This is a genomic window from Rathayibacter sp. AY2B3, assembly GCF_002931755.1.
GTDB lineage: Bacteria > Actinomycetota > Actinomycetes > Actinomycetales > Microbacteriaceae > Rathayibacter.
This window is the reverse complement of the sequence record NZ_PSUG01000020.1, coordinates 18,726-41,764: the sequence shown is the minus strand read 5'-3', so window position 1 is coordinate 41,764 and position 23,039 is coordinate 18,726. Positions and strand designations below refer to the sequence as shown.

Sequence of the window (23,039 nt, the reverse complement as noted above, 5' to 3'; positions counted from 1 at the left end):
CCCGCCCTCAGAGCGCGCCCTCAGAGCGTGCCGGCCAGCTCCAGCAGCGCGAGATCCGACCCCCGCGGTCCCACCAGGCAGAGACCCGCCGGTGCGCCGTCCACGCTCAGGCGCGGCACCGACAGCGCCGGATACCCGCCGATCCCGGCGACGCAGGTCAGGCCGAGCGTCGCCGTCCGCGCCGCGTCGATCGCCTCGGCCGACGCGTCGAGGGCCGGCGCGACCGACGACGCCGACGGCAGGAGCAGCACCCGCCCGTCGAGCGCGCCGTCGAGCGCCTCCCGGAACCCCGCGACCCGCGCCCGCGCGGCCGCCTCCGTCTGCTCGTCGACGAGCGACGCCGCGTCGAAGCGCGCCTGCACGTCCGCCGCCAGCACTCCCGGATGCGCCGCGACCCACGAGCCGCTCGACCGCCACGCCTCGGCGGCCTGCACCAGCCGGAACGCCTCGAGCATCTCCGCCACGGGGGGCAGCACCACCTCGTCGGCACTCAGCCCCTCGACGGCCGCTCGGAACGCCGCCCGGACGGCCGCATCCACTCCGCCCAGCAGTGCAGGCGCCACCGCGAGACCCCGGACCGGCGGGCCGGACGGCAGGCAGACCTCGGCCACCCGCCGCAGCGTGCCGAGGTCCCGCGTCAGCCACCCGACGGTGTCGAAGCTCGGCGCCAGCGGCAGCAGCCCCTCGACAGGCACCGCGCCGTGGGTCGTCCTCAGCCCCCACAGCCCCTGGTACGAGGCGGGCACCCGGATCGAGCCCGCCGTGTCGGTCGCGAGCCCGACCGCCGCCTGCCCGAGGGACACCGCGGTCGCCGGTCCACTCGACGAACCGCCCGGGATCGCCCCCGCTACCGCCGGATTCGGCGGCGTCCCGTAGCCGGAGTTCCGGCCCGCGATGCTGTACGCGAACTCGTCGGTCTGCGCGATCCCGCGCACCGACGCTCCCGCCGCGAGCAGCTGGGCGACGGCCGGAGCGGTCGCCGCCTCGATCGGCGCAGAGGCGAGCAGGGCCGGCACGCCGGCGCCGATCCGCTGGCCCTCGATCGCGAAGAGGTCCTTCACCGCCACGTCCAGTCCGTCGAGCGGCCCGGTCCCGGCAGCCGGCACCAGCGGCGCGCCCACGGCCCGCCAGACGCGGGGGTCCAGCGGCGGAGTGGGCGCCTGCACCTGCGCGGCGCGCACCCGCCAGATCCCGTCCTCCGTTCGCGACCACAGCTGCGTCACGAGCCCGCGCCCCCCGCGCGCCGCGGCGTTCACGCTCACCACGAGCGCCGTGTCCCGATCGACCGCCCGCACGTGCAGCTCGATCACCTGTCGCACCGGCGCCCCGCCGCGACGGCCCCGGAAGCCGGTGATCGCCGCGTGACCGACGAGCAGTCCGGAGGCGTCGCCCCGGAGCGTCGTCGGCGCGTCGACGAACGCGTCGGCGAGCGCCCTGACGTCGTCCGCCCCGAGCGCCGCCTCGTACGCGAGGACCGCGTCCACCAGCCCGTCCGGCAGGTCGCCCTCGAGGGTCGTCACCCGCGGGTCAGTCATCGAAGTCGGCCGTCCGGACGCGGGCGTGCACGCCCTTCACCAGGTCGACCACCTGCGAGATGTCGAAGTCGGTCGCCGCGCTGAGGTAGGCGTAGGCGTGGGCCGGGTCCATTCCGTATCGGGCGGCCAGCAGCGCGATGGCGGCGCGGACGCATTTCTGGACGGCGACGTCCAGGTCCTCGTCCATCCCGGTGGGCACGAGGAACTCGCCGGTCTCCCCCATCGGCCCGAGCAGCTCCCCGAACGCCGCGAGCGCCTCGGCGCGCGGGACGACGTCCAGGCGCACCCGGACGCGCAGGCTCGCCTCCATCGCCGTCAGCGCCACCTCGCCGTCGCCCTGCGCGAAGTGGGGGTCGCCGACGTAGGCGAGGGCGCCCGGGACCTGCACGGGAAGGTAGAGGCTGGTTCCCGCCGTCAGCAGTGCGATGTCGATGTTGCCCCCGTGCGCACCGGGCGGCACCGAGTGCGGGCGCTCCTCCCCTGCAACGGCGACGCCCATGATGCCGAGGAACGGCCGGAGCGGGAACCGGGCGGCTCGCGTTCCTCCGGGCACCAGCGGGATCACGCCGCGGAGACCGCCCTGCGCGTCCTCGTCGACGCGTGCGAAGACGCTGAACGGCCCCTCCTGCAGCGGGTACTCGCCCGGCAGCGCCCCGCGGCCGTGCCGGTTCGAGACGACTCCGTACGGCACGCGCGGCTCGGCCTCGAGGAGGGTCATCCGGAGAAGGTCCCCCGGCAGCGCCCCCCGGACCGCGATCGGTCCCGTGACCACGTGCGGCCCGTCCGTCCCGCCGTCGCGGAAGGGCCCGTCGGCGGCGAGCGCGACCGCGTCGCGCAGCACCCCCTCCGGAGCGACCCCGTGGCGGCCGAAGAAGGCGACCGGATCGCGCCCCTGGTCCTCCAGCACTCCCTCGTGGCTGAGCGTGTCGATGACGACCTCGGCCCCCGAGTCGACCGTGAGCACGGGCGCGTCCGCCGCGCACGGCAGGCGCCCCCACAGCACCGACCCCGGCTCGGCCGGCAGGTAGTCGACCCCCGACGGCACTCCCTCGCCGGGCTGCACCGCCCACTCCGTCCACCGCATGCGCGTCCGCCTCCCGCGCGGCCCGTCCGCGCCGTCCGACCCTAACCGCGCCGTGTTTCGAGCATGTGCACGCGTGTGCCACGATTCTCCAGACCCGCCCCCGACGACAGGACTCCCGTGCTCCGACGCCTGCGCACCCGCACCGAGGGCGCCACCCTCGGCCTGATGCTCGCCCTCACCTTCTCGACCGGCATCATCGACGCCGTCGGGTACCTCGGGCTCGACCGTGTCTTCGCCGGCAACATGACCGGCAACGTGGTCATCCTCGGCATGGCCCTCTCCGGGGCGGCCGACCTGCCCGTGGTCGGGCCCCTGATCGCGCTGGGCGCCTTCATGATCGGCGCCGTGATCGGCGGCCGGGTGCTGCGGCCGGTGAAGAAGGGCTGGACCTCGCGCTCGACGTGGCTCTTCGCGGTGGTCGGGATCCTGCTCGGCGCCCTGGCGATCGTGCTCGCGGTCGTGCCCGAGCACCCCGAGCCGCTCGCCTTCACCGTCACCGGCGTGCTGGGCGGGGCGATGGGCCTCCAGGCCGCGACGGCCCGCCATCTCGCCGTCAAGGACGTCACGACGGTCGTCGTCACCTCGACGATCACCGGCCTGGCCGCGGATTCGCGCCTGGCGGGAGGGTCCGGTCAGCCCTGGTTCCGCCGCGCCGCCGCGATCGTCCTGATCGCCGCGGGTGCCGGCGTCGGCGCGCTCGCCCTCCTGGTCGGGCTCTGGCTCGGCCTGGCGATCGCCGCCGTCATCACGCTCGTCGCGACGCTGCTCGGCGAGCTCGTCGTCCACTCCCGGTACGCTCCCGCGCCCGCCGACGCCGCGGCCTGACGCGACGCCTCCCGGTGCTTCAGCGCGGCAGCTGCTGGCAGTGCGGGCAGAGGTGCGAGGAGCGGTTCATGAACGGCACCCGCACGATCGCCTCGCCGCACCGGGCGCACGGCTTCCCCGTCCGCCCGTAGGCGTGCAGGCTGTGCGAGAAGTAGCCGGAGGCGCCGTTCACGTTCACGTACTGCGCGTCGAAGCTGGTGCCGCCCTCGGCCAGCGCCCGCTCCAGCACGGAGCGGACCTCGGCGAAGAGGCGGCGGATGCGCGCCTCGCCGAGCGACGAGCTCGGCCGCTCCGGGTGCAGCTCCGCCGCCCACAGCGACTCGTCCGCGTAGATGTTCCCGATGCCGCTCACGAGCGTCTGGTCGAGCAGCGCCCGCTTGATCCCGCTGCTCCTCCTCGCCAGCGCCGCGACGACCGAGCCCAGGTCGAAGGAGGGGTCGAGCGGATCGCGGGCGATGTGCGCGACCTGCGAGGGCACGGCGCGCAGCCAGCCGCCTCCGCGGGCCTCCTCGCCCGCGTAGCCGCCCGGCGCTCCGTCCGGCGTCGGCACCAGCGCGTCGACCGCCATCGAGCCGAAGATCCGCTGGTCGACGAAGTGCAGGGCCAGCTCGCCGTGCTCGGGGTGCTCGATCCCGATCCGGATGCGCGCCAGCCGCGGCAGCGCCGCATCCGCCGTGCGCAGCAGCACCTGCCCGCTCATGCCGAGGTGCACCAGCAGCGCCTCGTCGCGGCCGGCCGGCAGCCAGAGGAACTTCCCGCGCCGCACCGCCGCTTCCAGCCGGCGCCCGACGAGCAGGCGCTCGAAGGTCCCGTGCGGATGCACGTGCCGCTTGAGCGAGCGCTCGTCGACGATCTCGACGCCGGTCACCAGGGAGCCGGTGACCGCCGGGGCGAGGCCCGCGCGCACCACCTCGACCTCGGGCAGCTCGGGCACGATCAGTCCGAGGCCGCAGGAGCGGCGGGTGCGCCGGGAGCCGCCAGACGGGTCCACGCGTCCAGCGCAGCGGCCATCTCGGCCGCCTTCTTGCTGGTGCCCTCGCCGCGGGCGGTGACGAGTCCGCCGACGATCACGGTGGCGACGAAGACCTTGTTGTGGTCGGGGCCGGTGGCGGCGATCTCGTAGCGCGGGGCCGGCGCACCGCGCTCGGCGGCCGCCTCCTGCAGGCTCGTCTTCGGGTCCATCGAGACGCCGAAGCGGAGCGGATCGGCCCGGAGGGGGGCGATCAGGCGCAGCACCAGGTCGCGGGCCGCGTCGGGCCCGGTGCCGAGGTAGACGGCGCCGATGATGGCCTCGACGGTGTCGGCGAGGATCGACGCTTTGTCCCGACCGCCGGTCAGCTCCTCGCCGCGTCCGAGGCGGAGGAACTCGCCCAGGCCGATGCCGCGGGCGATCTCGGCCAGCGCGACGGTCGAGACGAGGCTCGCCCGGCGCTTGGCCAGGTCGCCCTCGCTGAGGGCGGGGTACTCGGTGTAGAGCATGACGGTCACGGCCTGCCCCAGGATCGAGTCGCCGAGGAACTCGAGGCGCTCGTTGTGCGGGATGCCGCCGTGCTCGAAAGCGAACGACCGGTGCGTCAGGGCGAGCTCGAAGAGCTCACCGTCGAGGCTCACGCCGAGCGTGGCCTCCAGACGCGACCGGTCGTCGCTGGAGGGTCGTGCGGAGGTCTGGTTCACCATGGACCGCGGTCCGTTCGTCGAGAGGCGGTTCGCCCCGCGCCGTGCGGACCAGGAGCGGAATCAGACGTCGGCGACCTTGCGGCCCTTGTACTCGAGGAACAGCGCGGTGCCCGCGGAGTCCTCGACGACCTTGGCGCGGTGGGGAAGGCTGTAGACGACCTTGCCGTTCTCGATGGTCTTGACGAGGGTGGGGACCTCAGCCTTCCACTGCGAACGACGGGCGTGGGTGTTCGCGCGGGACTTCTTCCTCTTGGGAACAGCCATGATTCTCTCTTCTCTACCTCTAGTCGGATTCGGTGCGGGCGGTCGCGCCCTCACCGCTGTCTGCGGAAGCTCTGTCGGTGGAAGCTCCGGGCGCTGCGGCCCCGCCGTCCCCTTCGCCCAACCCTGCGAGCGCGGCCCACCGGGAGTCGCGCGGCGCCTCGGGTTCAGGCGTGGAGGAATCGGCCAGCCGCTCCCCCGTGACGGGGTCGAGGCCCGGACAGTCCGGCCGGCAGACCGGCTGGAACGGCAGCGACAGAACCACCGCATCCCTGACCAGAGGTTCAAGATCCACGTGGTCGTCGTGAACCTCATAGTCGAAAGCTTCGTCAGAAGAGTACGCGAAAAGTTCCTGGAACTCGACATCGACAGGCAGGGAGATGTCGGTCAGGCACCGGCTGCACTCGCCGTCGGCCCTCGCCGACACCTCGACACTGGCCAGGATCCCCTCGTGCACGGACTCGAGCCGGACGTCGAGATCGACGGCCGATCCCTCGCGGACCGCGACGATCCCCTCGCCGAACTGCTCCGGCGCCTCGAGCTCGAGGCGGTGCTCGCGCATCTCGCCCGGTCGCCTCACGAGGTCGCGCACGTTCACGGTGAACGGCGTCTTCTTGAAAGTAGTCACGAGGGTCCAGCCTACTCCCCCCGGCCCGCCCCGGGGCGGGAGGGCCGGGAGAGGCAGGATCGCGGATCCGCCGGCTCAGGCTCCGCCGGCCTCCAGCGTCACATCGATGGGGGCGTAGTCCGCTCCGCTCGTGTCCACGCCCTCATCGGCGAGCTCGGAGAGCGCCTTCTCGACGTACTCGTTCGAGTAGGCCGTGGCGGGCGGGTCCGCACTGATGATCGTGGCGCCCGTCTCGTTCTCCGTCTCCTTCGCGATGTCGACGGTCTGCTGCCAGGCGGCCTCGTCGATCATCCCGACGCCGTCCGTCGAGGGCCAGATCAGCTTGTTGACCTCGTTGGTCATCCAGAGCTGGTGGCTGGTGCCGAGCGTCGAGCCGGCCGCGGTGACGATGTCGGCCGCCCCCTGCGGGTCGTCCTTCGCGTAGATCCAGCCCTTGATGGAGGCCTTGATGAACGCGACGGTCTGCTCCGCGTACGCGTCGTCGTCGGCGAGCCTGCCCGCATCGGCCCAGATCGCGTCCTGGAGCATCGCGGTCCCGACGTCGTTCCAGCTGATGACGTTCAGGTCGTCCGGCTGGTACAGCTCGCCCGTGGCGGGGTTCACGGTCTCGAGGACCTGGGCGTACTCGTTGTAGGTCATCGCCTGGGCCGCGTCGATGTCGCCCGCGAGGAACCCGTTCATGTCGAACTGCTGCTGCACCAGCGAGATGTCGTCGAGCGAGACGCCGTCCTTCTGCATGCCGGCGAACAGCTCCCACTCGTTGCCGTACCCCCAGCTGCCCACGCTCTTCCCGGCGAGGTCGGCGGGCGAGGTGATCCCCTTGTCCTTGAAGGAGATCTGCGTGGTGGCGCTGCGCTCGAAGATCTGCGCGACGTCCGTGATCTCGGCGCCCTGCTCGATCGAGCCGAGGACCTTGGGGACCCAGGAGATCGCGTAGTCGGCGTCGCCCGAGGCGAGCACGTCCTGGGGGACGATGTCGCCGCCGCCCTCGGCGATCGTCACATCGAGGCCCTCGTCCTCGTAGTAGCCCTGGTCGACGGCGGCGTAGTACCCGGCGAACTGCGCCTGGGCCACCCACTGCAGCTGCAGGGTGACCGGCGTGAGCCCGTCGGAGCCGGAGTCGGATCCCGAGCCGGAGCCGCCGGAGGCGCTGCAGCCGGTGAGCGCGAGGCCCACGGCCGCGAAGGCGGCGGTCGTCGTCAGGGTGATGCGGGTGCGTCTGGTCACGGGTCCTCCTGGTGCGGTCTGCGGGGGACGCCGGTGCGGCGCGCCCCGTGGTGCGGCGGTGCAGGTGGTGCTGTGGTGCAGGTGGTGCTGATGGTGAGGGTGGCGCTGATCGTGCGGCGGTGCGAGTGGAGAGTCGGGTGGAGTCGGGGAAGCTCAGCGGATCCGGCTGCGCCGCAGCGCGAAGGCCTCGAGTGCGGCCGTCACGCAGTAGAAGGCGAGGCCGACGAGCACGGCGCCCAGGACGTAGGCGTAGGCGAGCGCGTAGTCGCTGCCCGAGGCCGCCGTGGTGATCGACTTGCCGAGCCCGCCGACGGGTCCGCCGAAGTACTCGGCGACCAGCGCCGAGATCACCGCCAGCGAGGAGGCGATGCGGAGCCCCGTGAAGACGTAGGGCACCGCGCCCGGCAGCGTGATCGTGCGGGCGGTCTGCCACGGCGTCGCCGCGTAGGCCTTCAGCAGGTCGCGGTGCACCGGAGCGGCCTGCCGCAGCCCGCGCAGCGTCGTCACGTAGACCGGCACGAACACGGCGAGCGCCGCGACGAGCTGCCGCGCGGTCTCGGCGTTCGCTCCGAACATCGTGTAGAGCACCGGAGCGAGGGCCACGATCGGCACGACGGCGGCGGCTGCCACGATCGGCGCGACCAGTCCGTCGAAGACCCTCGCGAGCGCCGAGAGCCCGGCGACCACGATCGCGAGCACCGCGCCGACCAGCAGGCCGACCAGCGCGTTGCGGCCGGTCACCGCGCTGCCCTCGGCGACGGAGCAGAGGTTGGCGGCGAACTCCCGTCCGATCGCGAGCGGCGACGGGAGCACGAACGGCTGGATCGCCAGAGCGGTGACCCCGGCCTGCCACAGCAGGACCGCGGCGATCCCGAGCACGAGCGGAGCGAGCACGCTGCGCGCGAGCGCCGTCGTGCTCACCGGTTCTCCACCCCGCGCGGCACGGCCGCGAGGTCGCCGTGCAGCAGCTCGCGCACGGCGCTCACGTCGCGGAAGAACGCCGTGTCCTCCCGGACCGCCGCGTCGCGCTCGGACGCTCCGGGGAGTCCGACCGGGAGGACGTCGCGGATCCTGCCGGGTCGCGGCGACATCACCACGACGCGGTCCGAGAGGAACACCGCCTCCGGGATCGAGTGGGTGACGAAGACGACGGCCGCGCCGGTCTCGCGCCGGATCCGCAGCAGCTCCGTCTGCATCCGCTCGCGGGTCATCTCGTCGAGCGCGCCGAACGGCTCGTCCATCAGCAGCAGCCGCGGGCTCTCGGCGAGCGCGCGGGCGATGGCGACGCGCTGCTGCATCCCGCCGGAGAGCTGGTCCGGGTAGGAGTCGGCGAAGTCGCCGAGCCCGACCAGCGCCAGCAGCTCGTCGACGCGCGAGCGCCGGACAGCGGCGGCGACGCCGTGGAGCTCGAGCGGCAGGGCGATGTTCGCCCGGATCGTCCGCCAGGGCAGGAGGCCCGCCTGCTGGAAGGCGATCCCGTAGTCCTGGTCGAGCCTCGCCTGCCGCGCCGTCTTGCCGAACACGGCGATCGAGCCGGAGTCCGGCTCGTCGAGGTCGGCGATCAGCCGCAGCAGCGTCGACTTCCCGCAGCCGGACGGGCCGATCAGCGAGACGAACTCCCCCGCGGCGACCTCGAGCGACACGTCCTGGAGCGCGGTCACGCTCGCAGCCCTGGCGGTGGTGAAGGTCCTCGTGACGGTGTCGACGACGACCGCGGATCCTGCAGTGCTCATGCGGGCTGCTCCCCTCGGCGGAACGGACGGAGGAGGGTGCCGAGCAGGGCGACGGCTCCGGCGGCCGCGAGGCCCACCAGCACCGCTCCGAGGATCGGCGCCCACGGCTTGGCGGGGTCGCCTCCCGCGGCGGAGGCGAACTCGATGATCATGCGGCCGATGCCGCCGCGCAGACCGATCGACACCTCGGCGACGATCGTGCCGACGACGGCGCTGACCGCTCCGAGCCGGAGGGCCGGCAGCAGGTAGGGCACGCTCGCCGGGAGCCTCAGGCGCACCAGCGTCTTCCACCAGCCCACGCCGTAGACGTGCATCAGCTCCACCTGGTGGGCGGTCGGCGAACCGAGACCGCGGAGCGCGCCGATCGAGACGGGGAAGAACGCGAGGTAGGAGGCGATCAGGGCCACCGACATCCAGTTCTCCCAGGTCACCGGTCCGAGCTCGAGCTGCGACCCCCAGCGCCGGACCAGCGGGGCGATCGCGATCAGGGGCACCGTCTGGCTCAGCACGATCCAGGGAAGCACCGCCGACTCCGCCGTGCGGAACCGCTGCATCAGGAGGGCGAGGAGCAGTCCGACGACGGTGCCGACGACCCAGCCGACCGCGGCGATCCCCAGAGAGAAGGCGCTCGCTGCCAGGACGGCCGACCAGAGCGCCGGAGCGTTGCGCGCTCCGGTGACCGGCTCGCCGAGCCGGGCCGCGATCTCCCAGAGGTGGGGCATCGCGATCGCGCTCGTGCGCGGGAGCACCGTGACGCCTCCGACGACCACCCCCGCCTCGGGCCCGAGCACTTTCCAGCCCTCCCACACCAGCGCGAGCAGGAGCAGCCCGCCAGCGCCGAGCACGAGCCCGCGCGCGAGGGCCGGTCTCATGCGCGGGCCACGATGTGCTCGCGCAGCTCGGGGATGACCCGCTCGCCGTACACGCGCAGCGTCTCCTCCTTGTTGTCGTGCTGGAGGTAGCCCGCGAACTGCGTCACGCCGATGTCGGCGAGCGCCCGGAGCTTCTCGATGTGCTCGTCCGCCGTGCCCAGCACGCAGAAGCGCTCCACGATCTCGTCCGGCACGAAGGCGGTGTGGCTGTTGCCCGCACGGCCGTGCTCGTTGTAGTCGTAGCCCTCGCGGCCGGCGATGTAGTCCGTCAGCGCCTGCGGCACCGCTCCCGAGGCGCCGTAGCGGCCCACGATGTCGGCCACGTGGTTGCCGACCATCCCGCCGAACCAGCGGCACTGGTCGCGCATGTGCTCCCGGTCGGTGCCGATGTACATCGGCGCCGCGACGCAGAACTGCAGCGACTCCGGATCCCGGCCGGCGTTCGCCGCCGCCTCCTTGACGGCCCCGATCATCCAGCGCGCGATGTCCACGTCGGCCAGCTGCAGGATGAAGCCGTCGCCGACCTCGCCCGCGAGCTTCAGGGCGAGCGGGCCGTAGGCGGCGACCCACATCTCCAGCGACGATCCCCGGCTCCACGGGAACTGCAGCGTCTGGCCGTTGTACTCGACCGGACGGCTGTTGGCGAGCTCGCGGATGACGTGGATCGACTCCCGCAGCGTCTTGAGCGTCGTCGGAGCTCCTCCGGTCACCCTCACCGCCGAGTCGCCGCGTCCGATCCCGCACACCGTGCGGTTCCCGTACATCTCGTTGAGCGTCGCGTGCAGCGAGGCGATGACCGTCCAGTCGCGCGTGGCGGGGTTGGTGACCATCGGGCCGACCGTGATCCGGTGCGTCCTCTCGAGGATCTGCGAGTAGATCACGTAGGGCTCCTGCCAGAGCAGGTGCGAGTCGAAGGTCCACGCGTAGTCGAAGCCGTGCGTCTCCGCGAGGACGGCGAGCGCGACGGTGCGCGAGGCGGGCGGGTTGGTCTGGAGGACGACTCCGAAGTCCATGGGGTTCCTTCTGCTCGATCAGGTGCTGGCTCGGATCGGGTGCCGGCTCAGATCAGGTACTGGCTCAGACCGCGCGGGATGTACGCCCCGTCGCCCTTCGTGCCGACGTAGGAGCCGTCGTCGACGACGACCCTGCCGCGGGAGATCACCGTGTCGACGTGTCCGTCGATCTCGAAGCCCTCCCAGGCCGAGTAGTCCATGTCCATGTGGTGGCTGCGGCCCTCGCCGATCCCGATCGAGGTGTGCCCGTTGGGGTCGTAGACGACGACGTCGCCGTCGGCTCCGGGCTGGATGACGCCCTTCCTGCCGTACATCCCGAACATCCGCGCCGGAGTGGTCGAGGTGAGCTCCACCCAGCGCGGCAGGGAGATCTGCCCGGACACGACGCCCTGGTACATCAGGTCCATCCGGTGCTCCACCGAGCCGATCCCGTTGGGGATCTTCGAGAAGTCGCCGACGCCCATGTCCTTCTGGCCCTTCATGCAGAAGGGGCAGTGGTCGGTGGAGACCATCTGGATGTCGTTGGTGCGCAGCGACTGCCACATGTGGTGCTGGTGCCCCTCCGCCTTCGAGCGCAACGGGGTGGAGCACACCCACTTCGCGCCCTCGAAGCCGCCCCACTGCTCACTGGACGCGCCGAGCTGGTCCTCCAGCGAGAGGTACAGGTACTGCGGGCAGGTCTCGCCGAACACGTTCATGCCCCGGTCGCGGGCCTGCGCGATCTGCTCGACCGCCTGCTTCGCCGACACGTGCACGACGTAGAGCGGCGCGCCGGTCAGGTCGGCGATCATGATCGCCCGGTGCGTCGCCTCCTCCTCCGCCTGCCAGGGCCGCGAGGTCCCGTGGAAGTACGGCGCGGTGTTCCCGGCGGCGAGGGTCTGCTTCACCAGCTCGTCGATGAGGGCGCCGTTCTCGGCGTGCATCATCATCATCGCGCCGTTCTCGGCGCCCTTCTGGAACGCCCGCAGGATCTGCCCGTCGTCCGAGAGGAACACGCCCTTGTAGGCCATGAACAGCTTGAAGCTGGTCACCCCCTCGCGCATCAGCTCGTCCATCGCGACGAGCGAGGAGTCCTGCACGTCCGAGAGGATCTGGTGGAAGCCGTAGTCGATCGCGCAGTTGCCGGCCGCCTTCTCCTGCCACGCCTGGAACCGGTCGACGACGCTCTCGCCCGGGTACTGCACCACGAAGTCCACGATCGACGTCGTGCCTCCCCAGGCCGCCGCCCGCGTCCCGGTCTCGAAGGTGTCGGAGGCGGAGGTGCCGCCGAAGGGCATCTCCATGTGCGTGTGCGCGTCGATCCCGCCCGGGATGACGTACTTGCCGCTCGCGTCGATCACGCGGTCCACGTGGGCCGCCAGGTCGAAGCCCAGCAGCGTGGAGCCGGGGGCGAGGACCGCGGCGATGGTCTCGCCGTCGATCAGGACGTCTGCTGCTCCGGTGCCGGTCGCGTTGACGACCGTCCCGCCGGTGATGAGGGTCTTCATCGGTCTTCCCCGTCTCGAACTGCGGTCACGGCTTCGGGATGCTGGTGTAGGACTCCGGCCGGCGGTCCCGGTAGAACTGCCAGTCGTCGCGCATCTCCTGCACCATGTCCATCTCGAGGTCGCGGATCAGGATCTCCTCGGCCTCGCCCGAGCCCCGCTCGCCGACGAACTCCCCCCGCGGATCGATGATCTGGCTGGTGCCGTAGAAGTCGACCGCGAGCTCGCCGTACTCGTTGTCCTCCCGGCCGACCCGGTTGGGCTGCAGCACGAAGTAGCCGTTCGCCACCGCGGCCGCCGGGCCCTCGACCTCCCAGAGGCGGTTCGACAGTCCGGGCTTGGTCGCGTTGGGGTTGAAGACGAGGTGGGCGCCGTTCAGGCCCAGCTCCCGCCAGCCCTCCGGGAAGTGGCGGTCGTAGCAGATGTGGACGCCGACCTTGCCGACCGCGGTGTCGAAGACCGGGAAGCCGAGGTTCCCCGGCCGGAAGTAGAACTTCTCCCAGAAGCGGTCCAGGTGCGGGATGTGGTGCTTGCGGTACTTGCCGAGGATCGTCCCGTCGGCGTCGACCACGACCGCGGTGTTGTAGTAGACGCCGGTCTGCTCCTCCTCGTAGATCGGGAGGATCATCACCACGCCCAGCTCCTTCGCGAGGGCCGCGAACCGCTGCACGATCGGCCCGTCGGCGGGCTCGGCGTAGCGGTAGTACTTCTTGTCCTGCGTGATGCCGAAGTACGGGCCGTAGAACAGCTCCTGGAAGCAGACGATCTGCGCGCCGTCGGCCGCGGCGTCCCGGGCCATCTGCTCGTGCTTGTCGAGCATCGACTCCTTGTCGCCGGTCCAGGTCGTCTGGGTGATCGCTGCGCGGACGATGGTCATCGGTACCTCCATGCTCGGGCGTCCCTGTCCGGCTCCGGTCGTGCTCCGCCGGGCGGTGAGGAGCGGGGGACGTGGACCCACTGTGGTCCCCGCCGGGCCCGAAGGCAATGACGGACCGTCCCGGCTCCGCGGACAGGGCTTCATCGTCGGGGTTCGACGTTTCCCCGGTGTTTCCGGCGCGGATCCGCAGCATTAAGGCTCGCCGGGGGAGGAATCCGTCGGTGCCGCTAGCGTGGGCGGATGCGCATCACGATCCTGGCCGGAGGCGTCGGCGGCGCCCGCTTCACCTCGGCGGTCCGCGAGCACCTCCGCGACCTCGAGGCCGCCGGGGGCGAGGCGAGCGAGATCACCGTCGTCGTCAACACCGGAGACGACATGTGGCTCACCGGCCTCAAGGTCTGCCCCGACCTCGACTCGATCACCTACGCGCTCGGCGGAGTGAACGACACCGAGCGCGGCTGGGGCCGGGCCGGCGAGAGCGAGCGGGTCTCGGCCGAGCTCACCGCCTTCGGCGTCGGCTGGCCGTGGTTCACCCTGGGCGACCTCGACCTCGGCACCCACATCGCCCGCAGCTCGATGCTGCGCGACGGCCTCACCCTCTCGGAGGCGACCGCCCGGATCACCGCCCGCTGGCCGCTGGGGGTCCGCCTGCTGCCGATGTCGGACCAGGACGTCGAGACCCACGTCGAGGTCGAGCTTCCCGGGGAGGGCGTGCGGCTCCTCCACTTCGAGGAGTGGTGGGTGCGGCTGCGCGCGTCCGCGCCCGCCCGCCGCTTCGTCCAGCAGGGGGTGGAGAGCGCCCGTCCCGCCCCGGGCGTGCTGGAGGCGATCGCCGACACCGACGCGGTGCTCGTCGCCCCCTCCAATCCCGTCGTCTCGATCGGCACCATCCTCGGCGTCCCCGGGATCGCGGACGCCCTCCGCCAGACCTCCGCACCCGTCGTGGGCGTCTCCCCCGTCATCGGCGGCGCGGTCGTGCGCGGCATGGCCGACGCCTGCCTCGCCGCGATCGGCGTCGAGACCTCCGCCGAGGCCGTCGGCCGGCACTACGGAGCTCGGAGCGAGGGCGGCCTCCTCGACGCCTGGCTCGTCGGCGAGGAGGACGCGGACGCGGTCCCGGCGCTCGAGTCGGCGGGGCTCCGCGCCCGCTCCGTGCCGCTCTGGCTGACCGGCCGGGAGGCCTCCGCGCGGCTCGCCGCCGACGCTCTCGCCGCCGCGAGGGGCTGAGCGGAGCCTCCTCCGCAGGACCGCCTATCGCGGATCGCAGCGCGGATCCGGTCACGCCTCCCACGGGGCGCCCCGTTCCCTTGTACGGTCGGATGCGGACGAACTCCCCGATTCACTCCCGCATCGGATCCGGAACCCCTCGGTCGCGCCCCCGACCGCGTCCTCACCGCGTCTCCGAGCCCTCCGGAACCGCGTGCCGTCCCGTCAGGAGGACACCATGGAGCCCAGCTCGAGGATCAGCACCGAGCGGATCGAGCCCGACATCGTGGTGATCCGCCCCGTCGGCCGGCTCGACCTGTCCACGGCGTGGGAGCTCGAAGCGGTCCTCCAGCGCGCGCTCGAGGCGGGAGAGGTCCGCGTGGTCGTCGACCTGGCGTCGGTCGAGTTCCTCGACTCATCGGGGCTCGGCGTCCTCGTCGCCGGCCTCAAGGAGGCGCGGAAGGCGGGCGGCGAGCTGCGCGTGGCCGCCGCCGGCGAGCAGCCCGCCATGGTGCTCGGCCTGTCCAACCTCGACCGCCTTCTCGGGAGCGCAGAGACCGTCGAGGAGGCCTACCGTGCCTGAGCGCTCCTTCGTCGTGCGCACGCCGCCCGAGGACGGCGTCACCGCCGTCCACGAGGCGCTCGAGGAGCTGTGGCTCGAAGAGCCGGGCGTCGCGCCGGTCGACCGGATGTCGTTCGAGACCGCGCTGGTCGAGCTGACCTCGAACATCGTCCAGCACGCCCGGTCGTACCGGCACATCATCTGCCTGGTCGAGATCCGCGTCGACGCGACCGAGCTGCGGGCCTCGCTCAACGACTCCGCCGAGGAGGCGCCCGCCGAGGTCGCCGACCCCCGCGACATGCCGGACGAGTGGGACGAGGCCGGCCGCGGCATCCCGTTCATCCACGCCCTCGTCACCGAGTTCTCCTACCGCAGGGTCGATGGGCAGAACCTCTGGGCGCTCGCCCGGACCCGCACGTGAGCGGGCCGTCCGAGCGCGCCCGCCTCGCTGCGGTCGCCGAGCTCGGGGTCGGCCTGAGCACCCCCCAGGAGCGCTTCGACAGGATCACCCGCGTCGCTCGCCGGCTCCTGCGCGTCCCCCTCGCCGAGATCAACATCCTCGAGGAGACGACGCAGTTCACGAAGTCGCCCCAGCGCTCGGCGCGGGCGAGCAGGATGCTGCGCGCCGACTCGATGTGCGACGTCACGGTCCAGCAGGGCGACATCCTCGTCGTCGAGGACGCCACCGCCGATCCGCGGTTCGCCGACCGCGGCGTGGTCACCGGATCCCCCCACGTGCGCTTCTACGCGGGCCGCCCGCTCGTCGTCGGGGACGGCCTCCGCGTCGGCACGATCTGCATCATCGACAGCGAGGTGCGCGGCTTCTCGGAGGAGGAGCGCGAGATCCTCGAGGACCTCGGCCGGTGGGCGGAGCGGGAGCTGGGCGAGATCGCCTTCTCCGGACGCGCGAGCGAGACGCAGGAGCGGCTCTGGCCCGAGCGCCTCGACCTCGGCGAATGGAGCCTCGACTCGCTGACCACGCCGCTGCACGACGTCGCCGGCGACTACACGGCGTGGCGCCGCAGCGGGGACGACCTCTCCCTCGAGCTGGTCGACGTGATGGGCAAGGGAGTGTCGGCGGCGATCATCGCCTCCGCGATCCGCTCCGCGTTCCAGGCTCGGCCGGAGCTCTCCCCCGCGGCGGCCGTCGAGGCCGTGAACCGCCAGCTCCTGCCCGATCTGACCGCGACCGGGATGTTCGCCACCGCGCTGATCGCCCGGGTCGACCTCGCGAGCGGCGCCGTCGCGTTCGTGGACAGCGGCCACGGCCTCACCCTCCTCCTCCGCGCCGACGGCACCACGGAGCGGCTCGCCTCCACCGGCGTCCCGCTCGGCATCGCCGCCGACGTCTCCTGGGAGGAGGAGCAGCGCGTGCTCGCCCCCGGCGACGCGCTCTTCTCCTGCAGCGACGGCCTTCTCGACGTCTTCGGCGGGCGGCTCGACGCGCTCGACCGCCTCGCCGAGCTGGTGCGGAGCAACGACGACCCCGCTCTCTTCGAACGTCTGCACGCTCTCGCAGACGACGCGCACGACGATGTGACAGCGTTGGTGCTGCGGCGCACCGCAGCGCCCGACCCCTCCTGATCCTGATCGAAAGGACCTCCCCCATGCCTGGTGCACTCGTCCTCGCCGGCGGCGGCCTCGCCGGAATCGCCTGGGAGCTCGGCGTCCTCCGCGGCCTCGCCGACGCCTCCCCCGAGGCGGCTCGCCTCCTGCTCGACGCGTCGACGACCTTCATCGGCACCTCCGCCGGCTCCGCGGTCGCCGCGCAGCTGAGCACCGGGACCGGCCTCGACGAGTCGTACGAGGCCCAGCTCCAGGAGGAGTCCGCCGAGATCGGAGCGGACGTCGACGGCGAGCGCCTCCAGGCCCTCTTCGCCGCGGCCGTCGAGGGCGCGACCTCGCCCCAGGACGCGCGGCGCCGCATCGGCACCCTCGCGCTCGAGGCCGAGACGCTCCCCGAGGACACCCGCCGGGCCGTCATCTCCGCCCGCGTGGGCGACGCCGACTGGCCCGAGCAGCGTCTGCTCATCACCGCGGTCGACACGGCCACCGGCGAGCTGCGCGTGTTCGACCGCGAGAGCGGCGTCGGCCTCGTCGACGCGATCTCCGCCAGCTGCGCCGTCCCCGGGGTCTGGCCTCCCGTCAGCATCGACGGCGTCCGCTACATGGACGGCGGCGTGCGCTCCGGCAGCAACGCCGATTTCGCCGCGGGAGCCGACTGGGTCCTGATCGTCACTCCGCTGCCGGGCGTCGGCACGCCCGGCGCGGGCCTCGTCCCGACCGGCGAGCTCGACGCTCTCGCGGACTCGCGGGTCGAGGTGCTCTACGCCGACGAGGAGTCGGTGCGCGCCTTCGGCCCGAACTCGCTCGACCCGGCCGTCCGCGCCGCCTCCGCCCGCGCCGGACGTGCCCAGGGCGCCCGTCTCGCCTCGAGGATCGCCGCGCTGGTCGGCGCCGAGTAGCCGGTCTCAGCGCCGCACGCTGTAGCGCGTGAAGACCGTTCCGTCGGCGAAGCGGTGCTCCTCGCGCAGGTCGAGGCGGGCGTGGAACCCGCACGGGAGGAAGTGGGTCCCGCCGCCCACCGCCACCGGCACCGTGTAGACCTGCACCTCGTCGACGATCCCGGCGAGCAGCGCATGTCGGGCCAGGGTCGGCCCGCCGATCGAGACGTCGTGGTCGGCGGCGCCGACCTGCGCGGCGACGACGACCGGGTCGAACCCGTTCTCGACGCGGGTGCGGCGGGTGTCGGCCGACTCCAGCGTGGTCGAGTACACGACCTTGTCGGCCGCCCGCCACATCTCCTGGAAGTCGCGGATGAACGCGAACTCCTCCGCGAGGGCCCAGGTCTGCTCCCACGCGCGCATGACCTCGTACATGCGCCGCCCGTACAGGTACGTGCGCACCCGCCCCTCGCGCTCCGTGATGAAGCGGTGCACGGCGGGTCGCGGCTCCGCCCAGGCGAATCCGCCGTCCGCGTCGTTCACGTAGCCGTCGAGCGACGCGATCGAGCTGTAGATGAGCGCGCCCACGTCGGCCTCTCTCCGTGGCCGGCTTCGGGACCGCCCACGGGCGCGAACGTAGGCCTCCCGCCTCCGTCCGGCAATGTCCGCCGGGGAGTTTGGCGCGGATCGACGGGTCGACGCGGCTCCCGCCGGCGCTCCCGGCGGTCGGCGCCCCCTCCTGGACCGCGTACCGTGGTCGTGCCGCAGGGAGCGGCCGTGAAGGGTTCGGGATGAAGATCAGCCAGCTGCGCCATTTCGTGGCGGTCGCCGAGGAGCTGCACTTCGTGCGCGCCGCCGAGCGTCTCGGCATCTCACGGCAGAAGCTCGACTCCTCCGTCGCCGCGGTCGAGCTCGACCTCGGCAAGCCGCTCTTCGAGCCCGGTGCCGCCGCGACGACCCTCACCGCGGCCGGGCGGCAGCGCCTCGCCTCGGCCCGCGAGGAGCTGGCCGCTCTCGGCGACGAGCCGGAGGCGGCTCCGAAGTCGGGAGGCAAGGCCAAGGCCTCCAAGGGGACCGGCCGGGCCCCGATCGTGAAGGGCCAGCCGAAGCCCTACAAGCGCCGCCAGTCCCGCTGACGCGGAGCTCCGACCGCCTGAGGGGGTGGGCCCTACCGGGCTCGAACCGATGACATCCACGGTGTAAACGTGGCGCTCTACCAACTGAGCTAAAGGCCCCCGTCGCGGGCGCACCCGCGGACGATCGACACGATCCTACGGCAGGCGGAGCGGCCCCCTGCGGGCACTAGCCTCGGCACATGACCGCCGACAGCGACTCCCGGGCGAGACGGCGCGCCGAGAGCCGCTGGCCCGCCTCCGCCGCGATCCTCGTGGCCGTCGCCCTGAACGTGGCCGGTCACAGCGCCGACACCTCGGTCGTCCGCCTCGTCGCCGCCGGCATCACGCTCGCTCTGCTCGTGCCCCTGTTCGTCGTCAACCCGCGCCGCCTCGACAGCGAGACGCGCTGGTCGCGCGGGGTCTCCATCGCCCTGGCGGTCGTGCTCGCCGTCGCGAACCAGGTGAACGTGGTCGCCGTGGTCGTCGACCTCGTCGACGGGACGGCCGACGGCCCGCCGCTGCTGCTCACCGCGCTCCAGGTCTGGGTCACCAACGTCGTCGCGTACGCGCTGCTGTTCTGGGAGCTCGACCGCGGCGGTCCGGTCGCCCGCGGAACGCTCCCCCGCACCGAGCTGCCGGCGGCCGACTTCGCCTTCCCGCAGGACACCTACCGAAACACCGCGCCCGAGGTCGCCGCGACCTCCTCCGAGCGCGCCGACTGGCGGCCCGGCTTCGTCGACTACCTCTCGGTCTCGACGACGAACACCATGGCGTTCAGCCCGACCGACACGATGCCGCTCTCGAGCCGGATGAAGCTCCTGATGATCGCCGAGGCGTTCACCGGCTTCGTCCTGCTGGCCCTCGTGATCTCGCGGGCCGTCAACATCCTCAGCTGAGGACCGGCGCGATCGGCCTCCGGAGGGTCAGACGTGCGCGGGGGCGAGCGCATCGATCGCGGCGCGGTAGGCGTCGATCGAGCGCGGCTCGCCCGGGGCCGTCATGAACGTGTCCCGGATGACGCCGGCCTTGTCGATGAGGAAGGTCGCGCGGGTCGCGTAGCCCTTCGCCTCGGTGAACACGCCGTACTGCTTGGCGACGTCGCCGTGCGGCCAGAAGTCGGAGAGGAGCGTGAAGTCGTAGCCCTGCTTCTCGCCCCAGGCGCGCAGCGTGTGCTTGGAGTCGACCGAGATGCCGATCAGCTCCACGTCGGCGTGCTCGAAGAGGGAGAGGTTCTCGCGCAGCGCGCAGAACTCGCCGGTGCAGGTGCCGGAGAAGGCGAGGGGGAAGAACACGAGGGCGACGTTGCGCCGCCCGTGGAAGTCGCCCAGCTGGATGCGCTCGCCGTACTGGTTCGCGAGTTCGAAGTCGGGAGCCAGGGTCAGCTTCTCGAGAGCCATCGGTCCGATGTCCTTCCGTGCGCACGAGAGTCGCGCGAGCACGAGGGGCAATGCTAGACCCGCTCCGCGCAGACTCCAAGGAACAGCCCGTCTCGCCCGATCGCGGGCCGGTCGACGCGTCCCGTCTGGCGCTCTCCTACAGTCGACGGCGCCCATCCGTCGTGGATCACCACAGTGCGGTTCCAGGTTCGGGGCACGGGAATCGCTAGGCTGACGGAGGTGCCCGCGCGCGGCTCGTCATCCGAGCCCCGGATCCGCGGATCCGCACCGCTTCATGAGAGTGATGTCTCGGGCACGATCTGCCCCCAGAGAGAGGTCGAGGGTGACTGTTAACGATCAGGACCCGTATTCCGTCGGTCACGTGGACTCGGACCCCGAGGAAACGTCGGAGTGGAACGAGTCGCTCGATGCGCTCGTCGAGGAGCGGGGCCGGGGTCGCGGGCGCGACGTCATGCTCAGCCTCCTCAAGCGCTCCAAGGAGCTCCACCTCGGCGTGCCGATGGTGCCCACCACGGACTACATCAACACCATCGCGCCCGAGAACGAGCCCGACTTCCCGGGCGACGAGGACGTCGAGCGCCGCTACCGCGCGTGGATCCGCTGGAACGCGGCCATCCTCGTGCACCGCGCGCAGCGTCCCGGCATCGGGGTCGGCGGCCACATCTCGACGTACGCGTCGAGCGCCTCGCTGTACGAGGTCGGCTTCAACCACTTCTTCCGCGGCCAGGACCACCCGGGCGGCGGCGACCAGATCTTCATCCAGGGCCACGCCTCCCCCGGCCCGTACGCGCGCGCCTTCCTCGAGGGACGCCTGAGCGAGCACCAGCTCGACGGCTTCCGCCAGGAGAAGTCGCACCAGGGGGGCGGGCTCTCCAGCTACCCGCACCCGCGCCTCATGCCGGAGTTCTGGCAGTTCCCCACGGTGTCGATGGGCCTCGGCCCGATCAACGCCATCTACCAGGCGCAGGCGAACAAGTACCTCACCAACCGCGGCATCAAGGACGCCTCCGACCAGCAGGTCTGGGCGTTCCTCGGCGACGGCGAGATGGACGAGGTCGAGTCGCGCGGTCAGCTCCAGGTCGCCGCGAACGACGGCCTCGACAACCTGAACTTCATCGTCAACTGCAACCTCCAGCGCCTCGACGGACCCGTGCGCGGCAACGGCAAGATCGTGCAGGAGCTCGAGTCGTACTTCCGCGGCGCGGGCTGGAACGTCATCAAGCTCATCTGGGGCCGCGAGTGGGACGACCTGCTCGCCCGCGACACCGAGGGCGCGCTGCTCGACCTGATGAACAAGACGCCCGACGGCGACTTCCAGACCTACAAGACGGAGGACGGCGCCTACGTCCGCGAGAACTTCTTCGGCCGCGACCCCCGCGCCAAGAAGCTCGTCGAGGGCTACTCCGACGAGCAGATCTGGGGCCTGCGCCGCGGCGGCCACGACTACCGCAAGATCTACGCGGCCATGAAGGCCGCGACCGAGCACAAGGGCCAGCCCACCGTCATCCTCGCCCACACCATCAAGGGCTACGGTCTCGGCCGCAGCTTCGAGGGCCGCAACGCGACCCACCAGATGAAGAAGATGACGCTGGACAACCTCAAGTCGTTCCGCGACACCATGCGCATCCCGATCACGGACGCGCAGCTCGAGGAGAACCCGTACCTCCCGCCGTACTACCACCCCGGTCAGAACGACGAGGCGATCGAGTACCTGCAGGAGCGCCGCCGCGCGCTCGGCGGCTACCTCCCCGAGCGCCGCTCCAAGTACACGAAGCTGAACCTCCCCGAGGACTCGGCGTACGCGGTCGGCAAGAAGGGCTCCGGGACGCAGGAGATCGCCACCACCATGGCGTTCGTCCGCATTTTGAAGGACATCCTCCGCTCGAAGGACTTCGGCAACCGCGTCGTCCCGATCATCCCGGACGAGGCGCGCACCTTCGGCATGGACGCGTTCTTCCCGAACGCGAAGATCTACAACCCCCGCGGCCAGCACTACACGTCGGTCGACCGCGAGCTCCTCCTGGCCTACAAGGAGAGCCCGCAGGGACAGATCCTCCACGTCGGCATCAACGAGGCGGGCGCTCTCGCGGCGTTCACCGCGATCGGCACCTCCTACTCGACGCAGGGCGAGCCGCTCATCCCGGTCTACGTCTTCTACTCGATGTTCGGGTTCCAGCGCACGGGCGACGCGATCTGGGCGGCCGGCGACATGATGTCGCGCGGCTTCATGATCGGCGCCACCGCGGGGCGCACCACGCTGACCGGTGAGGGCCTCCAGCACGCGGACGGGCACTCCCCGATCCTCGCGGCGACCAACCCGGCCGTCGTGAGCTACGACCCGGCCTACGGGTACGAGATCGCGCACATCGTGCAGTCCGGACTCGAGCGCATGTACGGCGGGAAGCACACCGACCCGAACGTCATGTACTACATCACGGTCTACAACGAGCCGATCGTGCAGCCGAAGGAGCCGGAGGACGTCGACGTCGAGGGCATCGTCCGCGGCATCCACCGCATCTCCTGGGGCCAGTGGGACGGGCCGAAGGCCCAGCTCCTCGCCTCGGGCGTCGCGGTGCCCTGGGCGATCGAGGCGCAGAAGCTCCTCGCCGAGGACTGGGGCGTCTCGGCGGACGTCTGGTCGGTCACCTCGTGGAACGAGCTGCGCCGCGACGGCATCAAGGCCGAGCAGCACAACTTCCTCCACCCCGAGGACGCCGAGCAGGTGCCGTACGTGACGCAGAAGCTGGCGGACGCGAAGGGTCCCTTCGTCGCCGTCTCGGACTTCTCGCACCAGGTCCCGGACCAGCTGCGCCAGTTCATCCCGGGCGACTTCGCGACGCTCGGCGCGGACGACTTCGGCTTCTCGGACACCCGTGCAGCGGCGCGGCGCTACTTCCAGATCGACGGCCCCTCGGTCGTCGTGCGGACGCTGCAGCTGCTCGCCAAGCGCGGCGAGGTCGACCCCTCGCTCGCGGTCCAGGCGATCGAGAAGTACCGCCTCCTCGACGTGAACGCCGGCACCACCGGCAACGGGGGCGGCGAGAGCTGACGGACGAGTCCGTGCTCTCGCAGGAACCCGCTCCGTCGAGTGCGCGGGGT

The 23,039-nt window shown here is 72.0% G+C and carries 24 protein-coding genes and 1 tRNA gene; 9 read left to right on the top strand and 16 right to left on the bottom strand.

Annotated elements, in window-relative coordinates:
- Positions 1-20: 20 nt before the first annotated feature.
- Positions 21-1,535 (bottom strand): AtzH-like domain-containing protein, encoded by a 1,515-nt coding sequence (locus C5C24_RS08495; RefSeq protein WP_104304750.1) that lies wholly within the window; start codon positions 1,533-1,535, stop codon positions 21-23.
- The gene (locus C5C24_RS08490) at positions 1,528-2,619 is read right to left on the bottom strand and encodes an acetamidase/formamidase family protein (protein ID WP_104304749.1); all 1,092 of its coding nucleotides are present in this window, start codon (positions 2,617-2,619) and stop codon (positions 1,528-1,530) included. The genes C5C24_RS08495 and C5C24_RS08490 overlap by 8 nt, the downstream gene beginning before the upstream one ends.
- 117 nt (positions 2,620-2,736) lie before the next feature.
- On the opposite strand from C5C24_RS08490, the gene C5C24_RS08485 reads away from it, so the two are divergent.
- A complete protein-coding gene (locus tag C5C24_RS08485; protein WP_308470818.1) occupies positions 2,737-3,444 on the top strand; it encodes a YoaK family protein in 708 nt (235 codons plus the stop codon).
- A gap of 19 nt (positions 3,445-3,463) precedes the next feature.
- Here C5C24_RS08485 and mutM read toward each other — a convergent pair whose 3' ends face one another.
- The 11 genes from mutM to C5C24_RS08430 form a co-directional block, all read right to left on the bottom strand.
- Positions 3,464-4,378 (bottom strand): bifunctional DNA-formamidopyrimidine glycosylase/DNA-(apurinic or apyrimidinic site) lyase, encoded by a 915-nt coding sequence (gene mutM / locus C5C24_RS08480; protein WP_104276831.1) that lies wholly within the window; start codon positions 4,376-4,378, stop codon positions 3,464-3,466.
- Between the two features lie 2 nt (positions 4,379-4,380).
- Positions 4,381-5,121 carry a ribonuclease III gene (gene rnc / locus C5C24_RS08475; RefSeq protein WP_104281499.1) on the bottom strand — a complete coding sequence of 247 codons (741 nt, stop codon included), beginning with the start codon at positions 5,119-5,121 and terminating at the stop codon, positions 4,381-4,383.
- A gap of 60 nt (positions 5,122-5,181) precedes the next feature.
- A complete protein-coding gene (rpmF, locus tag C5C24_RS08470; protein ID WP_104223482.1) occupies positions 5,182-5,385 on the bottom strand; it encodes a 50S ribosomal protein L32 in 204 nt (67 codons plus the stop codon).
- A 19-nt stretch (positions 5,386-5,404) separates the two neighbouring features.
- Positions 5,405-5,944 (bottom strand): DUF177 domain-containing protein, encoded by a 540-nt coding sequence (locus C5C24_RS08465; RefSeq protein ID WP_181135508.1) that lies wholly within the window; start codon positions 5,942-5,944, stop codon positions 5,405-5,407.
- 141 nt (positions 5,945-6,085) lie between these two features.
- Positions 6,086-7,237 (bottom strand): ABC transporter substrate-binding protein, encoded by a 1,152-nt coding sequence (locus C5C24_RS08460; protein ID WP_258065105.1) that lies wholly within the window; start codon positions 7,235-7,237, stop codon positions 6,086-6,088.
- A 153-nt stretch (positions 7,238-7,390) separates the two neighbouring features.
- Positions 7,391-8,158, bottom strand: a complete 768-nt coding sequence (locus tag C5C24_RS08455; protein ID WP_104304747.1) for an ABC transporter permease — start codon at positions 8,156-8,158, stop codon at positions 7,391-7,393.
- Positions 8,155-8,970, bottom strand: coding sequence for an ABC transporter ATP-binding protein (locus C5C24_RS08450; RefSeq protein WP_104276778.1), 816 nt, complete (start codon positions 8,968-8,970; stop codon positions 8,155-8,157). Before C5C24_RS08450 ends, C5C24_RS08455 begins: the two co-directional genes overlap by 4 nt.
- Positions 8,967-9,842 carry an ABC transporter permease gene (locus tag C5C24_RS08445; RefSeq protein ID WP_104281498.1) on the bottom strand — a complete coding sequence of 292 codons (876 nt, stop codon included), beginning with the start codon at positions 9,840-9,842 and terminating at the stop codon, positions 8,967-8,969. Before C5C24_RS08445 ends, C5C24_RS08450 begins: the two co-directional genes overlap by 4 nt.
- Positions 9,839-10,855 (bottom strand): TIGR03842 family LLM class F420-dependent oxidoreductase, encoded by a 1,017-nt coding sequence (locus C5C24_RS08440; RefSeq protein ID WP_104238194.1) that lies wholly within the window; start codon positions 10,853-10,855, stop codon positions 9,839-9,841. The genes C5C24_RS08445 and C5C24_RS08440 overlap by 4 nt, the downstream gene beginning before the upstream one ends.
- Positions 10,856-10,902: 47 nt before the next feature.
- Complete coding sequence (gene hydA / locus C5C24_RS08435; protein ID WP_104304746.1) at positions 10,903-12,342, bottom strand: dihydropyrimidinase; 1,440 nt, start codon at positions 12,340-12,342, stop codon at positions 10,903-10,905.
- Positions 12,343-12,367: 25 nt separating this feature from the next.
- Entirely contained in the window at positions 12,368-13,216 is an 849-nt protein-coding gene (locus C5C24_RS08430; RefSeq protein ID WP_104276781.1) for a nitrilase-related carbon-nitrogen hydrolase, read from the bottom strand.
- A 240-nt stretch (positions 13,217-13,456) separates the two neighbouring features.
- On the opposite strand from C5C24_RS08430, the gene cofD reads away from it, so the two are divergent.
- From cofD to C5C24_RS08405, 5 genes are all read left to right on the top strand, one after another.
- Positions 13,457-14,443 (top strand): 2-phospho-L-lactate transferase, encoded by a 987-nt coding sequence (cofD, locus tag C5C24_RS08425; protein ID WP_104276782.1) that lies wholly within the window; start codon positions 13,457-13,459, stop codon positions 14,441-14,443.
- 217 nt (positions 14,444-14,660) lie between these two features.
- Positions 14,661-15,005 carry an STAS domain-containing protein gene (locus tag C5C24_RS08420; RefSeq protein WP_104276783.1) on the top strand — a complete coding sequence of 115 codons (345 nt, stop codon included), beginning with the start codon at positions 14,661-14,663 and terminating at the stop codon, positions 15,003-15,005.
- Complete coding sequence (locus C5C24_RS08415) at positions 14,998-15,405, top strand: ATP-binding protein (RefSeq protein WP_104223473.1); 408 nt, start codon at positions 14,998-15,000, stop codon at positions 15,403-15,405. The genes C5C24_RS08420 and C5C24_RS08415 overlap by 8 nt, the downstream gene beginning before the upstream one ends.
- Positions 15,402-16,568, top strand: coding sequence for a PP2C family protein-serine/threonine phosphatase (locus C5C24_RS08410; RefSeq protein ID WP_181118480.1), 1,167 nt, complete (start codon positions 15,402-15,404; stop codon positions 16,566-16,568). Before C5C24_RS08415 ends, C5C24_RS08410 begins: the two co-directional genes overlap by 4 nt.
- A gap of 23 nt (positions 16,569-16,591) precedes the next feature.
- A complete protein-coding gene (locus tag C5C24_RS08405) occupies positions 16,592-17,449 on the top strand; it encodes a patatin-like phospholipase family protein (RefSeq protein WP_104304745.1) in 858 nt (285 codons plus the stop codon).
- 6 nt (positions 17,450-17,455) lie between these two features.
- Here the strand turns inward: C5C24_RS08405 and C5C24_RS08400 are convergent, their stop codons facing one another.
- Positions 17,456-18,016 carry a dihydrofolate reductase family protein gene (locus C5C24_RS08400; protein WP_104276787.1) on the bottom strand — a complete coding sequence of 187 codons (561 nt, stop codon included), beginning with the start codon at positions 18,014-18,016 and terminating at the stop codon, positions 17,456-17,458.
- Between the two features lie 203 nt (positions 18,017-18,219).
- On the opposite strand from C5C24_RS08400, the gene C5C24_RS08395 reads away from it, so the two are divergent.
- Positions 18,220-18,564, top strand: a complete 345-nt coding sequence (locus tag C5C24_RS08395; protein ID WP_104223469.1) for a LysR family transcriptional regulator — start codon at positions 18,220-18,222, stop codon at positions 18,562-18,564.
- 26 nt (positions 18,565-18,590) lie between these two features.
- Here the strand turns inward: C5C24_RS08395 and C5C24_RS08390 are convergent.
- Positions 18,591-18,663, bottom strand: a tRNA-Val gene (locus C5C24_RS08390).
- An 80-nt stretch (positions 18,664-18,743) separates the two neighbouring features.
- On the opposite strand from C5C24_RS08390, the gene C5C24_RS08385 reads away from it, so the two are divergent.
- A complete protein-coding gene (locus C5C24_RS08385; RefSeq protein WP_104281493.1) occupies positions 18,744-19,439 on the top strand; it encodes a hypothetical protein in 696 nt (231 codons plus the stop codon).
- Positions 19,440-19,466: 27 nt separating this feature from the next.
- Here the strand turns inward: C5C24_RS08385 and C5C24_RS08380 are convergent, their stop codons facing one another.
- On the bottom strand, positions 19,467-19,940 hold the full coding sequence (locus tag C5C24_RS08380) for a peroxiredoxin (protein WP_104238203.1): 474 nt from the start codon (positions 19,938-19,940) through the stop codon (positions 19,467-19,469).
- Positions 19,941-20,262: 322 nt separating this feature from the next.
- On the opposite strand from C5C24_RS08380, the gene aceE reads away from it, so the two are divergent.
- Positions 20,263-22,989, top strand: a complete 2,727-nt coding sequence (aceE, locus tag C5C24_RS08375; protein ID WP_104304744.1) for a pyruvate dehydrogenase (acetyl-transferring), homodimeric type — start codon at positions 20,263-20,265, stop codon at positions 22,987-22,989.
- The last annotated feature ends 50 nt before the right edge of the window (positions 22,990-23,039 follow it).

Coding starts and splice junctions, on each gene's coding strand:
- C5C24_RS08495 (WP_104304750.1), bottom strand. CDS start 1,535: ATGACTGACCCGCGGGTGACGACCCTCGAGGGCGACCTGCCGGACGGG.
- C5C24_RS08490 (WP_104304749.1), bottom strand. CDS start 2,619: ATGCGGTGGACGGAGTGGGCGGTGCAGCCCGGCGAGGGAGTGCCGTCG.
- rnc (WP_104281499.1), bottom strand. CDS start 5,121: ATGGTGAACCAGACCTCCGCACGACCCTCCAGCGACGACCGGTCGCGT.
- rpmF (WP_104223482.1), bottom strand. CDS start 5,385: ATGGCTGTTCCCAAGAGGAAGAAGTCCCGCGCGAACACCCACGCCCGT.
- C5C24_RS08465 (WP_181135508.1), bottom strand. CDS start 5,944: ATGCGCGAGCACCGCCTCGAGCTCGAGGCGCCGGAGCAGTTCGGCGAG.
- C5C24_RS08450 (WP_104276778.1), bottom strand. CDS start 8,970: ATGAGCACTGCAGGATCCGCGGTCGTCGTCGACACCGTCACGAGGACC.
- C5C24_RS08445 (WP_104281498.1), bottom strand. CDS start 9,842: ATGAGACCGGCCCTCGCGCGCGGGCTCGTGCTCGGCGCTGGCGGGCTG.
- C5C24_RS08440 (WP_104238194.1), bottom strand. CDS start 10,855: ATGGACTTCGGAGTCGTCCTCCAGACCAACCCGCCCGCCTCGCGCACC.
- hydA (WP_104304746.1), bottom strand. CDS start 12,342: ATGAAGACCCTCATCACCGGCGGGACGGTCGTCAACGCGACCGGCACC.
- C5C24_RS08430 (WP_104276781.1), bottom strand. CDS start 13,216: ATGACCATCGTCCGCGCAGCGATCACCCAGACGACCTGGACCGGCGAC.
- cofD (WP_104276782.1), top strand. CDS start 13,457: ATGCGCATCACGATCCTGGCCGGAGGCGTCGGCGGCGCCCGCTTCACC.
- C5C24_RS08420 (WP_104276783.1), top strand. CDS start 14,661: ATGGAGCCCAGCTCGAGGATCAGCACCGAGCGGATCGAGCCCGACATC.
- C5C24_RS08405 (WP_104304745.1), top strand. CDS start 16,592: ATGCCTGGTGCACTCGTCCTCGCCGGCGGCGGCCTCGCCGGAATCGCC.
- C5C24_RS08395 (WP_104223469.1), top strand. CDS start 18,220: ATGAAGATCAGCCAGCTGCGCCATTTCGTGGCGGTCGCCGAGGAGCTG.
- C5C24_RS08385 (WP_104281493.1), top strand. CDS start 18,744: ATGACCGCCGACAGCGACTCCCGGGCGAGACGGCGCGCCGAGAGCCGC.
- C5C24_RS08380 (WP_104238203.1), bottom strand. CDS start 19,940: ATGGCTCTCGAGAAGCTGACCCTGGCTCCCGACTTCGAACTCGCGAAC.